General features: G+C 54.4%; 9 protein-coding genes and 1 pseudogene. 7 read left to right on the top strand and 3 right to left on the bottom strand.

Annotated elements, in window-relative coordinates; genetic code table 11:
* The first annotated feature begins 1 nt into the window (after position 1).
* The 4 genes from AAC019_RS01300 to AAC019_RS01315 all read left to right on the top strand — a co-directional run bounded on the left by AAC019_RS01300 (position 2) and on the right by AAC019_RS01315 (position 5,578).
* A complete protein-coding gene (locus AAC019_RS01300) occupies positions 2 to 1,789 on the top strand; it encodes a family 43 glycosylhydrolase (RefSeq protein ID WP_339896749.1) in 1,788 nt (595 codons plus the stop codon).
* A gap of 91 nt (positions 1,790 to 1,880) precedes the next feature.
* Entirely contained in the window at positions 1,881 to 3,413 is a 1,533-nt protein-coding gene (locus AAC019_RS01305; RefSeq protein ID WP_339896750.1) for an alpha-L-arabinofuranosidase C-terminal domain-containing protein, read from the top strand.
* A gap of 226 nt (positions 3,414 to 3,639) precedes the next feature.
* Entirely contained in the window at positions 3,640 to 4,161 is a 522-nt protein-coding gene (locus tag AAC019_RS01310) for an RDD family protein (RefSeq protein WP_339896751.1), read from the top strand.
* Between the two features lie 43 nt (positions 4,162 to 4,204).
* Positions 4,205 to 5,578 carry an ADP-ribosylglycohydrolase family protein gene (locus tag AAC019_RS01315; protein WP_339896752.1) on the top strand — a complete coding sequence of 458 codons (1,374 nt, stop codon included), beginning with the start codon at positions 4,205 to 4,207 and terminating at the stop codon, positions 5,576 to 5,578.
* 58 nt (positions 5,579 to 5,636) lie between these two features.
* Here the strand turns inward: AAC019_RS01315 and AAC019_RS01320 are convergent, their stop codons facing one another.
* A complete protein-coding gene (locus tag AAC019_RS01320) occupies positions 5,637 to 7,487 on the bottom strand; it encodes a lytic polysaccharide monooxygenase (protein WP_339896753.1) in 1,851 nt (616 codons plus the stop codon).
* 711 nt (positions 7,488 to 8,198) lie between these two features.
* Between AAC019_RS01320 and AAC019_RS01325 the strand changes: the two genes are divergently transcribed.
* On the top strand, positions 8,199 to 8,474 hold the full coding sequence (locus tag AAC019_RS01325; RefSeq protein ID WP_339896754.1) for a hypothetical protein: 276 nt from the start codon (positions 8,199 to 8,201) through the stop codon (positions 8,472 to 8,474).
* Between the two features lie 14 nt (positions 8,475 to 8,488).
* Here AAC019_RS01325 and AAC019_RS01330 read toward each other — a convergent pair whose 3' ends face one another.
* Complete coding sequence (locus AAC019_RS01330) at positions 8,489 to 9,643, bottom strand: MFS transporter (RefSeq protein WP_339896755.1); 1,155 nt, start codon at positions 9,641 to 9,643, stop codon at positions 8,489 to 8,491.
* A gap of 255 nt (positions 9,644 to 9,898) precedes the next feature.
* Between AAC019_RS01330 and AAC019_RS01335 the strand changes: the two genes are divergently transcribed.
* The gene (locus AAC019_RS01335; protein ID WP_339896756.1) at positions 9,899 to 11,704 is read left to right on the top strand and encodes an adenylyl cyclase; all 1,806 of its coding nucleotides are present in this window, start codon (positions 9,899 to 9,901) and stop codon (positions 11,702 to 11,704) included.
* A gap of 129 nt (positions 11,705 to 11,833) precedes the next feature.
* Here AAC019_RS01335 and AAC019_RS01340 read toward each other — a convergent pair whose 3' ends face one another.
* Complete coding sequence (locus AAC019_RS01340) at positions 11,834 to 13,138, bottom strand: PAS domain-containing methyl-accepting chemotaxis protein (RefSeq protein WP_339896757.1); 1,305 nt, start codon at positions 13,136 to 13,138, stop codon at positions 11,834 to 11,836.
* 441 nt (positions 13,139 to 13,579) lie between these two features.
* Between AAC019_RS01340 and AAC019_RS01345 the strand changes: the two are divergent.
* Positions 13,580 to 14,575: pseudogene (locus AAC019_RS01345) on the top strand (sialidase family protein); the annotation flags it as partial.
* Between the last annotated feature and the right edge of the window lie 48 nt (positions 14,576 to 14,623).

Consider the following 14,623-nt stretch of genomic DNA (forward strand, 5'->3'; position numbering starts at 1 on the left):
TATGAAACTTTGGAAAAAACTTATCGGTGTCTGTGCCCTTGCGGCCGCTGTTGCCGCCTGTGCACACACCGAGCAAAGCGCCACTAACGCAGCGCAACAGACGCTGCCCGATGGCCACTTTACCAACCCGCTGTTTGCCAATGGCGCGGACCCCTGGTTGGAGTACTGGGACGGTAATTACTACCTCACCACCACCACCTGGACCTCGCAGCTGGTTATGCGTAAATCACCGACCCTGGCGGGTTTGTCCGAGGCGGCGCCTATCAATGTGTGGTCCGATACCGACCCCGCGCGCAGCTGGAACTTTTGGGCGTTTGAATTTCACCGTTTAAACGGCCCCAACGGCTGGCGCTGGTACTTGATGTACACCGCGGGTGTACACGGCACGCTGGATCACCAGCATTTGTCGGTACTGGAAAGCGCCGGCGATGACCCCATGGGCCCCTACGAGTACAAGGGCCACTTTATGCCCGACGAGTGGAACATCGATGGCACCTACCTTGAGCACGACGACAAACTTTATTTGTTGTACTCGCAGTGGCAGGGCGATGAGCAGCTAAACCTGATTACCGAAATGGAAAACCCCTGGACCCTCAAAGAGGGCTCGCCCAAGGTAGTCATTACCCGCCCCACATTGGAGTGGGAAACCAGCGGCCGCAAAGTGACCGAGGGCGCGGAAATTTTGAAGCACAAAGATCGCACCTTTATGATCTATTCGGCGAGCTACTGCGATACCCCCGACTACAAACTGGGTATGAAAGAGTTGATTGGCAGTGACCCGCTTAACCCAGATCACTGGAAGCAGTATGACGAGCCGGTATTCCAGCGCGGCAATGGCGTGTTCGCACCAGGCCACAACGGCTTCTTTGTTTCGCCCGACGGTACTCAGGACTGGATCGTATACCACGGCAACTCTAAAGAAGAGTACGGCTGTGGCTCTACCCGCTCAGTCCGTGCACAAGAGTTCACCTGGACCGAAGAGGGCCTGCCCAACTTTGGCGAGCCTATCCCGGAAGGTGAGCCGGTGAAAATGCCGTCAGGCGAGAACGGTCCCATCAAAGTCTCGGTACAGGGTGTACAGCAGCAGCTGGTGAACCGCGATGGTCAATGTCTGGTAGCCAATGGCGGCAAAACCTCGTTGGCAGCCTGTAGCGGTAATAGTGCCAACTGGGTGCTGGATTCCACCGCCGACGGCGCTTACCGTTTGGCCCACGTGGCATCCAGCACTTTTGTGGATGAGAATGAAAAATCCAGCCCTTGGGTGAATACCGATACTCAGCGCTGGAGTGTGGCTACGGATGAAAATGGTTGGTTGACGATTAACAATCGCGATACCGGCGCAACCTTGGGCGGTGAGAATAGTCAGTGGCGTTTAGCGCCGCAGGGCGATGTGGCCGTTATGAGTGTGCAGAGCGGTAAAGCCCTGACGGCCGATGGCGATAACGCGGTGCAAGATGCCTGGACCGGCGTTGACGCCCAGCAGTGGCAGTTTAGCCATACCGAAGAGGGCTTCTATCAACTGCATCTGGCGCAAAACGCCGATCAGTGCCTGACGCTTGAGGGCAACCCTATTGTCCCCGGCGCCAATGCGGCCCTCGGCAGTTGTGATGAGGCCTGGGCCGAGTGGGCGGTAGAGCCCCTGGGCGACGGCTCGGTGCAACTGCGCAACCGCCACAGCAGCCTGGCGCTGAACGTGGACAGCTGCGGCCTGGCCAATGGTGCGAATCTGGCCCAGGCGCCCTGGTTGGATACCGATTGTCAGAAGTTCCAGTTACGGGAACCTCATTAAGTAATGTAAAAGCCCGCTCTTGTAGCGGGCTTTTTTGTACTATATAACGATAAATACCTTTGTATACATAATGACTAAATAGGGAGCCCACATGAAAATAAGAAACCTCATTGCCGCCGGTGTTTTACTGGCAAGCCATCCTCTGCTGGCTAAAGACCACAAAGTCGAGATCGAATTTGACGTCGACCAATCCGGCCCGCTGATTCACAAAGATATTTACGGCCAATTTGCCGAGCACTTAGGGCGCGGTATTTACGAGGGCGTCTGGGTCGGTGAGGATTCCGACATTCCCAATACCCGCGGTTTTCGCAACGATGTGCTAAACGCCTTGCGCGACATTAAAGTGCCGCTGGTGCGCTGGCCCGGCGGCTGCTTCGCCGACGAGTATCACTGGCGTGAAGGCATCGGCCCGCGCAATGAGCGCCCGGTTAAAGTAAACACTCACTGGGGTGGGGTAGAAGAGCCCAACACCTTTGGTACCCACGAGTTTTTTGAGTTCGTCGAGTTGCTCGGCGCAGACGCCTATGTAAACGGCAACCTGGGCAGTGGCAGCGTGCGGGACATGGCCGAGTGGATGGAGTACATGACCGGCGAGAAAGGCTCAACGCTTGCTGAAGAGCGCCGTAAAAATGGCCGTGAAGAACCCTTTGAAATTGCCTACTTTGGTGTGGGTAACGAAGCCTGGGGTTGCGGCGGCAATATGCGCCCCGAGTACTATTCAGATTTATACCGTCAGTACTCGACCTTCCTGAAAGCGCCTAAAGGCAATATGCCCAAGTTAGTGGCCAGTGGAGGTCACAGTGAAGACACCAGCTGGACCGATGTGCTGAGTAAAAACATCGAGCAAAAAATCGATGGTATCAGCTACCACTATTACACCTTGCCCAACAGTGATTGGGACAACAAAGGCCGCGCGATTAAATTCAGTGAAGACGACTGGTTTAAAACCATGACGCGCACTTACAAAATCGATGACTATATTCGCGCAAACCTGGCCAAGCTGGAAGAAAACGATCCAGAGGGTGATATTAAATTTTACGTAGACGAGTGGGGCACCTGGTACGACCCAGAGCCCGAGCGCGACCCGGGCTTTTTGTATCAGCAAAACACCTTGCGCGATGCCGTCGTAGCGGCGGTGAATTTTAATATTTTCCACGAGCACGCCGAGCGGGTCACCATGACCAATATCGCGCAAATGGTGAACGTGCTGCAGGCCATGATTCTGACCGATAAAGAAAAAATGGTACTGACGCCGACTTACCATGCGTACGGCATGTACAAGGTGTTCCAAAACGCTACGTCTATTCCGTTTGAGATTGATTCGCCCGAATACAAAAAAGGCGATGAAAGTGTTCCAGCGGTCACCGCATCGGTAGCCCGCGGCGAAGATGGCAAGCTGTATCTCGCGCTGGTGAACATGGATCCGGAAAATGCGGCCGAGATTGAGCTGGATATCGACGGCGTTAAGGCCAAGCGCGCCGTGGGGCAAATGCTAACGGCTGACGCCATGGACGCCCTCAATACTTTTGATAAGCCCGATGTTTTGCATCCGGTGGCTTTCTCTGCCGACTTAGATGAGCTGGAAATTCCGGCAAAATCGGTGGTGGTGGTTGAGTTGCAATAACGACCGGCCTCTTCGGGTAGCCTTTGGGCTGCCCGCGCTCACAAAAGCCCACACAGCGCTTAGTTGTGTGGGCTTTTTTTATGCCGGTTGGCAACTGGGGCTTGGCGGGGCTGGTGTTTAGGGGCTGGTACTTAGGGCTGGCACTTAGGGATTAGTTGCGAGGCTTAATACACATCGTTATGCTTAGCCCCCTTAATCGTCCATCTTTCAACGGTAGGGTAGCCACTTGCAAACCGATCAAGAGCACACGCACGAGCCAACAGCAACCATCGCCGATACCTCTTACACTCTCGCCCCTCGTGCGGCGCGGCTGTTTGCCGTTATTATCGATACGGCACTATCACTGTTAGTGGTTGTGCCGGCTACGGTGTATTTTGGTGTGTGGGATAACATGCTGGAGAACCCCGAGGCAGGCTCGGCACTGCCATGGACGACTACTGCGCTGCTGGCTTTATTCGGTTGGGGGGTGTTTTTGGTACTCCACGGCTGGCTGCTGTACCGTCGCGGGCAAACCATTGGTAAGCACTGTGTCGATATCGCGATTGTCACCCTAGATGGTAAAACGCCAGCCTTTGTCCCACTGCTGGCAAAGCGCTATTTTCTAGTCGCTTTAATTGGCGGTATTCCTTTTATTGGTGGGTTTCTGATGTTGGTTGATGTGTTGTTTATTTTCCGCTCAGACAAACGCTGCGTGCACGATTTAATTGCCGGAACGCGAGTGGTAAGCGTGGCAAAAGTGTCGGAATAAATACCTACCGAATAACACTGCAATTGTTGACATTGAAGGGCCTATGAAAATAATAACTTCGCTAAAATTAATAGCCTCTACCAGCCTGCTGCTTGTCTGTGTTAATTCAGCAGGCGCCGAAACCGTCGAGATAAAAACACCAACTCTAAACATCTCTAAGGCTGACTACCAACAGCAACTTTACGGCTTTTGGTTGGGGCAGTGCATTGCCAACTGGACCGGGTTGGTTACCGAGATGGACAAGGTTGGCAATATCGGTGATATTAAAACGGGTGACTTTTATACTCGCGATGATTGGGGTAAGCCTGATCAGCCCAGTATTTGGGGGCAGGGTGTTCCGAGTGATTTATCGCCGACCATTGATTTTGTATTTGAGGGCCCGGAAGGTATTTGGGGCTCGGATGACGATACAGATATCGAGTATATCTATCAGTATTTGTTGGCTGAGGAAGAAACCAGCTTATTAACCGCCAAGCAAATTCGAACTGGTTGGCTTACGCATATTTACCCCAGCACCGAGCCAACTCCCTTTGGCAAAGACCCCGACGGAAACTACGAGAACTTTTTGTGGGTATCTAATCAGCGAGCCTACGATTTGATGGCGCAAGGGATGTTGCCCCCCGATACCAGCTTACCCAGCAATAATGAACACTACGACATGATTGATGCGCAGCTAACTACCGAGATATTTGGTTTGTTTGCGCCCGCGCGGCCCGATGTGGCGCTCGCCATGGCGCACCTACCGATTCGCACTACGGCCAGTGGTGCCGCCGCTGAAATTGCAGAGTTTTATGTCACGATGTATTCATTAGCGGCGGGTTTCTCCCTTGGCAAGCCCTCGGCTGAAGATACGCAGTGGTTAGCACAGCAGGCCCGCGCACGGTTAACCGAGGGGGAGTATCCGGCCGCCATGTACGATTTTGTCTGGCACCAGTACCAAAGTGGAGCGAGCTGGGAGGCCACGCGTGATGCTGTCTATCAGCGCTATCAAGTTGATCAGGCAGATGGTTACGACATTACGTCAAGAGAGCTGTATTGCAACGGTTGTTTCGCCGCCGGAATTAATTTTGCGGCGAGCTTAATCAGTTGGTTTTACGGCGAGGGGGATTTTAAACAGACGCTAAAAATTGCCGCTCTTACCGGGTGGGACTCAGACAACCCCGCCGCTACCTGGGGCGGATTGCTAGGCTTTATGTTGGGGCGTGAGGGAATTGAAAACGCATTTAATCAGTCCTTTTCTGAACGCTTTAATATTCACAGAACACGTCGTAACTTTCCCGCTGACGGCATCGATAACTTTAACGCGATGGCGCAAGTGGGTGTCAGTATTGTCGATCGGGCAGTGACCGGACTGATGGTGAGCGAGTCGGACGAAAGCCACTGGTTTGTTTCCAATCCGATTGTGCGTTCAGAGTAAACCCATATTAAGCCCACCGAGGTTATCCCGGTGGGCTTAACTACTCTTTGATGTTTAGTTACTGACAAATATCGCCGGTGACATTAACGGTTTCGGCGCTGCCCGAGCCCTGAAAGCCAAAGCTAACCGATTGCCCTGGGTTGATGACGCTATTGCGGCCAATATCGCTGGCGGTAAATGGTCCGCTGCCGCTAACGTCGGCTTCCCAGCTGTTTACGATGCTCACTGCATTGCTGTATTGCCACTGCACCTGCCAGCCATTCACGGCGGTATCGCCCTCGTTGGTGAGGGTGATGTTCGCGGTAAAGCCAGAGCCCCAGGCATTTTGCGTTTCATAGTCGCAGCTGACTTCGCCGCCACCTGCTGCACTCGATGAGCTGGACGAGCTGGATGACGTGCTAGAGTCGCTGCTGGATGATCCGCCGATAATACCGTAGGGCGCCGGTTGTGCCGCGCAGGTATTGGCGCCGACACAGCTCTGGTTGTTTTCATAACCCCAGCCGTCATCGCTGTTGCTGCAAAGAGGCGTAGTCGTACCGTACCAGTTACAGGCGGTGCCGGTGGGAGTCGAACTGTCGGAGCTGCTGCTGGATGAACTGCTTGAAGAGCTGGCCGTGTCGACTTGTAAGAAGGCGCTGGTGTAATTGGCCGGAGACTCGGCATAGACTCGATTAGCCGTGGCGCTTTGGCTGGCAACCACGTCGCCTTCGGCATTTAACACACCCACCTGCACATCGGTATTCTCATCGTTAACCGCTTGTGCCAGGGCAAAAGGCCACTCGCTGGCACCGGCGTTAGTCGCATCCAGCACCAGTGCCTGCTCGGGTAAATACACATCGGTGCCGTTGCTTTCTACCAAACGCAGACTGACTTCATAACCTACCGCTAACGTTTGTGCGGTGTTACTGAGAGGGCCTAAGTCCTCCCAGTTGGCACCAGCGGCGGGTAGGTGAACAATATCGATCGAGGTGGTACTGGTGGCGTCGTCGTTACTGACTTGCAGGTTTACCGTCACTGTTTGCTGGGCATCGGGCTCGGTTAAGGTTAATACCGTGCTGCTGCCGTTGCTGGCACTTAAGCTGTAGAGCGAATCGTTATCGGCGTTAAGGCTCCAGCTGTAGCTTAGGTTGTCGCCCTGAGACCCTGATGCATCAAAACTAATACTGCCGGCGCCGGCAAATGTGCCGCCATCGGGGGTGGCGGTAATATCCGCAACAACGGGGATGGTGCCTGTGTCGCCATCAAAACTTACGTCAACACAACCGTGAAAGCGCTCGTAGGTGTACTCGTTGCGGCCCCACTCGCCGTAAATAACGTGGCGCCCGGTACGCTCTGGCACATCGCAGCTGGTGTGAAACAGTGCGTTGCCTTTATCCGGCACAATATTGGGGTTGGCGTTGGGGTTGCTGTCGTCGTACTCCAGCACGCAAAAGGCCTGGCTTTCAAAGTCGTCCCAGGTTAATGGCTGGCCCACCTGAAATTCAAAACCGGGTTTGGTGATCCAGTAGCGAAACTCTTCGGTGTCATCAAAGTGCGGCCCCCAGGAAATGTTCCAGGTAATGGTTTGCTCGCCGGCGCTCATGGGGTTGGTGGGCCAGTCGATGGCTTTGTCCCACGGGGTGGCGCCGCCCTGCCAAGTTTCGCTATCAAAACCGCAGACGTTGTCCGGTAGCGGTGTTACCCCAGCGCGGCCGACATCGTGAGTCAGTACACTCATAAACGAGTAGCCGCCGGTAAAGTCATCGGCAAACGCCTCGGCACAGGCGCTACCGGGTTCGGCGGTGTCGGGTTTGGTGCTGGCACCGCAAAACCAGTTGCGCGCCGGTGGGTCGGACATTAAGCCGTGGCCCAGTGCGTTGCTGCTGGCTAGCAGTATTAATGAGCTGAGGAGTAATCTGTTGCTACGCATAAAAAATCCTTCTAGTGTTTTTAGTGTTGTATTAACCGCTGACTTGTCGTTTATGTGTCGGCTAATACGCGGGCAATCAAGCCGGTAAATTATCAGAACTCCTTTTCATTTTATTCCGGCCTGAATAGGCTCTCCTTGGTTTCTTTGCATCTTAGTTTTATCGGTAGAGTCGGCCTTATGGCAGCGCTATCATTTTTTGCTAAAAATAATGGCGATGTTATCGATAAAGCTAGATTCATCATTTTTGTTTTTTCGCGACCTAAACATTATTTTTTTGGTGCTCGGTTCGGTAAAAATAATCACCCGGGTTTCATTGTTTTTTTTGCAAAAAAAATGAATCAACAAATCCGCTAAAGCACCGGGTACTTTGGATCGGTATCATTGATTAGTGTGATTGGCCCTGTAATTCAATGTCCGCTCGCTGGAAACGAGAACCGACGCACGCGATAGAGTTAATTTGGCTTCAAAATCATTGCGTGATAAAAATGAATAATTATTTTTATTTAAATTTTTGCGCCACGATTTTTTGCATAACAAGCCTTTGGTGCAAAATAATAAGCGCCAAAAATTCACGGCTTTAAAAATTCGTTGTCCGCTGCAGTTACCGATTCTTGGTTGCGTTTGGTGGTGCTCTGGTGCGTCAAAAACGTGCCTTGACCTTGCGGGCAACAAGTGGTTCTATTAAGTGGATTTTTGCGACGGAGAAGAAAGGTGAAAAACTGTAGCCATTGTCATGCGCCGCTCAGTTTTGGCGATGTGGTCAAGTCGGTGAATCCGGCCCGTATTACCTGTTCTAATTGCAAGGCCAAAACGCCGGTTAAGCTGGTGCCGGTAGTGGTGCTTATTGTGCTGACATCGCTGGTGTCGGTCGCGGTGGTGGTGGCAACGATAGCAAACACCCTGGTAATGCTGGTCGCGCTCACAGCCGTTGCTTTGGGGGGCGAGTATGTTTACTACCGGCTTATGCGGGCGGGGTATTTAGAGTAAAAGTGCCTAAAGCCTCAGTTGCCGTTGGCAAAGGCGCGCCCAAGTGCCGGCCCGACGGCGGCCACTGTGAGCAGAAACCCCGCAACCAGTAAAAACGCCGCCGTCAGCCCTGTGAGATAAGCGACAAAGCCAATCATCGCCGGCCCCACTAAAATGCCGGCGTAGCCGATCGTGGTGAGCGCCGGAACCGCCTGCGACTCGGGCATTGCAGTCTGCTTGCCCACTAGCGAGTACATAATGGGCGCAATATTGGCGCCGCCCAACCCCACCAGTGCGTAACCCGCCAGTGCCACTTGCCAGCTTGGCGCCAGCGCAGCCAGTGTCAGACCCAGCGCGGCCAGCCCGGCACCTATCACCAATACCGCTATTAAACCCACCCGCTGAATGATTGCATCGCCGGTTAGGCGCCCCAGAGTCATGGTGATGGCAAAGGCGACATAGCCAAGCCCGGCGTGCGCGGTGGCCATTTGCTGCTGTTGGTGTAGGTGTACGGCGCTCCAGTCGAGCATGGCGCCTTCGGCTAAAAAGGCAATAAAGCACAACAATCCCAACAAAATAACAATGCCGTGGGGCAAGGCAAAGCGCGTCGTGTCCGATGCTTCGCGGGTGTGACTGAGTAAGTGCCGCTTGGTGAGCGCAATGGCGAGTAGCAGCAATAGCGCAATACTCACAGAGGCATAGAGAGGGGAGAGCCCGGCACTGAGCAGCGCACTGACGCTTAGTGCCCCCACGATGCCGCCCAGACTAAATAAACCGTGAAATCCCGACATTAGCGCACGGCCACTGGCCTTTTCTACGGTTACCGCCTGAATATTGGCAACGCAGTCGGCCGTACCCAGCCCGGCCCCAAAAATAAAAAGTGTCACGGCCAGTAACCCGCTGGAGGGCGTGCACGCCAAAACCGGCAGGGCGACGCACAGTGTAAGGGCCGCGGTGGTGAAGACTTTGCGGCACCCGAACCGCCCGGTTAATAAGCCAGATAATGGCATCGCGATCAGCGAGCCAACCCCCAAACACAGTAGCAATAGCCCTAACTGAGCTTCGTTGAGGTTTGCCCGAATCTGGGCGTAGGGCACCAACGGCGCCCAGGCGGCGAGTGAGCTGCCGGCAATAAAAAAGGCGGCGCGGGTGGCGTGTTGTGCCTGCGAACTGGCTGGGTGTGGCGACATAAATAGGCTGTGTGGTTGCTGGGCTTACAGCATACCTAAAGTTTGTACTTAGTGACGAAAAGGTACGACAAATAGTGTAAATGACTACTATTTGAGCGTATACTGCAGTCCATTAAAGAGGCCTAAGAGCCTTTGATGTGCTAAACGGCACACTATAAAGATGCCGTAGCACGCAACAGTAAAATCAACGGCTGCCCTGTCGTTCAAATCACATGAAGCATACTCAAACTCTAATAAACCAGTGAGTCGTGCTCTATGTTTCGCAAACGTTTCTTGACCCCTGTGTTGGGGGTAAAACTGCTGCTCGTTGCAGCGTCGGCGGCGGTTATTTTAAGCTGCTATCACAGTGATACTCCCCCCTCTCTCGATACGTCACCCTATCGCTCGGTGTTTGGTGATCATGTCCTGGTGTTTGATGACACGATGGATCAGCGAGCGATTCAAAACACTCTGGATGCGCTGCATCACCAACAAAAATACAATGAGTTTGGCTCTGAGCGTTATGCACTGCTGTTTAAGCCGGGCCAGTATGAGTTAAACGTTACGGTGGATTACTATGTTCAGGCGCTGGGCCTTGGCCGAGTGCCGGCGGATGTCAGTATCAACGGAACCGTGCAGTCGATTGCTTCGACCGAAGGCAATAAAGTCACCACCATGTTCTGGCGCGGCGCGGAGAATTTTAAGGTAAAGCCGCACCACGGCAACACCTTATTGTGGGCGGTATCTCAAGCCTCACCTTACCGACGTATGCACGTCGAGGGCAGCGTTAACTTTGATAAAGGCAGCTGGGCCAGTGGCGGCGTGTTGGCCAACTCGGTGATTGAAGGCCGGGCCGGGCTTACCACCGGGCAGCAGTGGTTTACCCGCAACTCGGAGATCGGCCGCTGGGCCGGGGGCAACTGGAACCGGGTGTTTGTTGGCGTCAAGGGGGCCCCGGTGGATCAGTGGCCGGAAGAGCCCACCACCATTATCGAACAAACCCCGGTGGTGCGTGAAAAGCCTTTTTTGACGCTGGATAACCGCGGTGCGTATGCGGTGTTTGTACCGGCGGTTACCCGCAACACTGCGGGCGTAAGCTGGCGCGGCGAGTCAGAGGCCGGAGAGTTAATTCCCTTAACGGACTTTTATGTGGCGCTGCCCGATACCGACACCGCTGACAGTCTTAATCAAGCCTTGGCGGCGGGTAAGCACCTGCTGCTTACGCCGGGTATTTACCCGCTTAATAGCGCACTTAACATCACTCAGCCAAACACGGTTGTACTGGGGCTTGGTTTACCCACTCTGGTGCCACAGCAGGGCGAGGCAGCGATAAGCGTGGCGGATGTTGCCGGCGTTAAACTTGCCGGGGTGATGGTGGATGCCGGGCCGGTTAACTCACCGGTGCTGATTGATGTGGGCCAACCCCGTGCGGCGCAAACCTCTGGTACTAAGCATGGGGCTAACCCCAGTAGCCTACACGATGTGTACTGCCGGGTAGGTGGCGCGATCGTGGGGCAGGCTGACATTTGCTTGCGAATTAACAGCAACCAGGTTTTGGTCGATCACGTATGGTTGTGGCGCGCCGACCACGGCACCGGTGCCGACTGGAACGTAAATAAAAGCCGCAACGGTTTAGTGGTGAACGGCGACGACGTGACCATTTACGGTTTGTTTAACGAGCACTTTCAAGGCTATCAAACCCTGTGGAACGGTGAGCGCGGCCGCACCTATTTTTATCAGTCTGAGATCCCCTACAAGCCACCGAGCATCGATGCCTGGAACGATAACGGCAAAGCCGGGTTTGCCTCATACAAAGTGGCCGATCATGTGCAAACTCACAATGGTTGGGGCTTTGGTATTTACAGCTTTTTTCGCGGTGAACCCACGGTAAGCAATAATGTGCGGTTAGAAAATTCGATGGAGGTGCCCAATAATCCGGGCATCGCTATTAGCCATATTGCTAACTTCGCCGGCTTAAATGGCGGCATTAATCATGTGATTAACGGTGAGGGGCCAGCCACCGAAGTGGGCGAATTAAATTTGCACTCGGGTTTTGAGGGCGGTGCGCAGCAGGCGGAGTGATAGTCCTGGCTGGCCTGGCAAGAGTATAAAAACGGTAAGGTCAAAGTAGGCTGACGGCTCCGACCGATAGAGCAAAACCGATAGCGCAAAAGAGGGGGCTTATTATTGTTAGTCCCCACTGTGACGCTTTTATTGGCTCTCTAGTGAAAGTCCGGCTACGGTTTTTGATACCTGCTCGGCACTTTCTGTGATGCTTTTAATGGCCTTGGCGACTTGTACGTTTAACTCGCCACCGGCGGATACAGAGTTTGATACCGCGTCGATTTGAGTGGTAATCGCTTGGGTCAAGCCTTGGTTTTGTTTCACGACTTTTTCAATTTCCTGAGTCGACTGTGAGGTGCGCGCCGCCAGTTGCCGCACTTCGTCGGCGACGACGGCGAAACCGCGTCCCGAGTCGCCGGCGCGGGCGGCTTCGATCGCGGCGTTAAGGGCGAGTAAGTTGGTTTGCTCGGCAATGGCGCTGATAGTTGAGACGATCGCAGTAATGTGGGAAGACTGCTCGTTAAGCTTATCGATCAAATTAACGGCATCGGCCACATGCTGATTGATGGCGCCGAAGTTGCCCACGGCCTGATCCAGAACTCTGGCGCCCGTTGCGGCGTTGTCGGTGGTTTGTAACGCACTGTCGCGGGCGATGTGGGCCGCTTGCGCGACCTGACGGGCGTGCTCGACGCGCTCGCTAATATCCGTGGCAAACTTGACCACTTTATACACCTTGCCGTCGTGGTCGACGATGGGGTTATAGGTGGCCTCAAGCCACAGGGTGTCGCCGTTTGCGCTACGCCTTTCAAATCGCCCCGACTTAAACTCCCCCTTCGCCAGCTCGCGCCAAAAATTGGGTTGCTGACGATAAAAATCGGGCATACAAAATAGCTCGTGGTGCTTGCCCTGAATATCCGCCAGGCGATAACCCACGGTGCGTAAAAAATTATCGTTGGCGGTGAGAATGATGCCGTCCGGGGTAAACTCGATGACCGCTGATGAGCGGTTAAGGGCCGTGGTTATGTCGGCCTCGGCGCTTAGGCGCAAGTGCTCGCGGGTAACGTCGGAGGCGATTTTGGCCACTTTAATCACTTTGCCGTCTAGCACAATGGGAAAGTAAGTGGCCTCTAGCCATATCGGATCGCCGCTTGCGGTAACGCGCTCGAAGGTGCCACTGGTGCTTTTGCCTGAGGCCAGCGCGCGCCAAAACTCGCGGTAAGCGGCGCTATTCGTATAACCTTTGCTACAAAAAAGGCTGTGATGTTTACCCGCGATGCGATCATGGGTGTAGCCAACCGTATTAAGAAACCGCTCGTTGGCCTCGATAATCGTGCCCTCTGGGGTGAACTCTATATAGGCCATATGGCTCTTTAAAGCGTTCACCACCGCCTGGGCCTGCTCAGCGCTTTGCTGGGTGTCTTGCAGTTGTTTTTTGAGGGCTCGGTTTAGCATATCGGGCAGTTACCTTGTTGTGTTAAGCGTTAGTGTCCTGTCCGGTTAATTCACATGCTTTCAGAGCGCCGTTGCGAGGCAAGGTGCGCAAAGCCGTAATAGTGCCTCCACGACGCTCCCGCAGGGTGTGCCCTACAAGGGCCCTGGCTGTGTTGCGATTCTTGCAAAGGGCTACGGCCATTCGCGGCGAACCGCGCCTTGCCAGAGCCCTTGTATGACACGCTGAAATAATGCGAATTAACCGGACGGGACACTCGCTTTGTGCGTGTTCATGGTGTGTATACGCAACTTATGTTGATATAGATGCCACAATTTGAAAGGTTTTGTTAAGGGCGCGGGGGTAAATCGGTGGCGCAAGGTGAGTGTCTGGGTTGCTTTTTGACATCAGCAAAAGCGCTTGCCAAGCTACCGGCTATTCATTTGGGCGAGTAGGTCGGTGTTATGCGATGGTTTTATAGTGCGTTTTTGGTTCTTTTAACAGCGTGTCAGTCGGTTGCTCCGGTACCCGCCGGTGAAGGGCTTGCAAACGCGGCCATCGTCCACGCGGAGCTCATCAACCCAGCGGCGGATTACCCGCAAAGTCACGCCTCCAGCATTGCCGAAACCTCCGATGGTACTTTGGTTGCCACTTGGTTTGGCGGCCTGCACGAGCGGCACCCGGAGGTAGCCATCTATGTGGCTATCCAGCGCGACGGCCAGTGGCAACCTGCGGTTAAAGTCGCTACCGGTAAGCAGGCCGGCGGTGCGTCGCTACCGACCTGGAATCCGGTACTGTTTCAGCCCGACGGGGGCGATTTACAACTATTTTACAAAGTCGGCCCCAACCCGCGCGAGTGGTGGGGCATGGTGATTAGCTCGGCGGATCAGGGGCGCACCTGGAGTGAGCCCCGGCGCCTTCCCGACGGGGTGCTGGGGCCGATAAAAAACAAGCCGGTGATGACCGGCATGGGAGCCTGGCTGTCACCCTCCAGCACCGAGGGGCCCGAGGGCTGGCGGCTGCATTTTGAAATGAGTAAAGATCAGGGCCGTCACTGGAGCCGGACCGAGCCAGTTGATCCAGGGCCTGGGTTGGATGCGATTCAGCCCAGCGTGCTGCACTACCCCGATGGCCGGTTGCAGGCGCTGGCCAGAACCAAGCAGGGCGTGATTGCCGCTACCTGGTCAAGCGATCGCGGCAAGTCCTGGTCGCCGTTGTCGGCCATTGATCTACCTAACCCCAGCTCGGGCACCGATGCGGTAACCTTGCAAGATGGTCGGCAGCTGCTGGTGTACAACCACACGGCGCACAATCCCGCCACTCCCGGTAAAGGCTCGCGTTACCCTTTGAATATTGCCTTGTCCGATGACGGCATTCACTGGCAACCGGTATTAACGTTAGAGCAACAGCCGCTTAAAGAGGGCTACGCGTATCCGGCTGTGATTCAAAGTGGCGATGGCCTGGTGCACATTACTTATACCGTCGGGCGCAAACGCATAAAGCATGTC

Origin of the sequence: uncultured Gilvimarinus sp. (genome assembly GCF_963975215.1) — a bacterium.
GTDB lineage: Bacteria > Pseudomonadota > Gammaproteobacteria > Pseudomonadales > Cellvibrionaceae > Gilvimarinus.

Coding starts and splice junctions, on each gene's coding strand:
- AAC019_RS01315 (WP_339896752.1), top strand. CDS start 4,205: ATGAAAATAATAACTTCGCTAAAATTAATAGCCTCTACCAGCCTGCTG.
- AAC019_RS01320 (WP_339896753.1), bottom strand. CDS start 7,487: ATGCGTAGCAACAGATTACTCCTCAGCTCATTAATACTGCTAGCCAGC.
- AAC019_RS01330 (WP_339896755.1), bottom strand. CDS start 9,643: ATGTCGCCACACCCAGCCAGTTCGCAGGCACAACACGCCACCCGCGCC.
- AAC019_RS01300 (WP_339896749.1), top strand. CDS start 2: ATGAAACTTTGGAAAAAACTTATCGGTGTCTGTGCCCTTGCGGCCGCT.
- AAC019_RS01305 (WP_339896750.1), top strand. CDS start 1,881: ATGAAAATAAGAAACCTCATTGCCGCCGGTGTTTTACTGGCAAGCCAT.
- AAC019_RS01335 (WP_339896756.1), top strand. CDS start 9,899: ATGTTTCGCAAACGTTTCTTGACCCCTGTGTTGGGGGTAAAACTGCTG.
- AAC019_RS01340 (WP_339896757.1), bottom strand. CDS start 13,138: ATGCTAAACCGAGCCCTCAAAAAACAACTGCAAGACACCCAGCAAAGC.